The organism is Burkholderia sp. MR1-5-21 (assembly GCF_053427715.1).
Window position 1 is genome coordinate 1 of the sequence record NZ_JBSAXD010000138.1, and the last position, 383, is coordinate 383.

Here is a 383-nt window from a genome sequence, read left to right on the forward strand (position 1 = left end):
TACGTGATCCTCGGCCTCGGGCTGAACATCGTGGTCGGCTTCGCGGGCCTGCTCGATCTCGGCTACGTCGGCTTCTACGCGGTCGGCGGCTACACGTACGCGATGCTGAACCAGTACTTCGGGCTCACGTTCTGGGAATGCCTGCCGCTCGCCGCGATCGCATCGGCGACGTTCGGCTTCCTGCTCGGCTTCCCGGTGCTGCGGCTGCGCGGCGACTATCTCGCGATCGTCACGCTCGGCTTCGGCGAGATCATTCGTCTGCTCGCGAACAACCTGACGAGCCTCACGGGCGGCCCGGACGGCATCTCGGGCATTCCGAAGCCGACCGTGTTCGGCTTCGAGATGGCGCGTTCGGCGAGCGTCGAAGGCGCGAAGACCTTCCA

Annotated in this window: 1 protein-coding gene; it reads left to right on the plus strand. The window is 66.1% G+C overall.

The window, feature by feature from the left end; genetic code table 11:
- A partial coding sequence (locus ACV229_RS40770) for an ABC transporter permease subunit (protein ID WP_448088686.1) occupies nucleotides 1-383 on the plus strand: 383 nt, incomplete at both ends.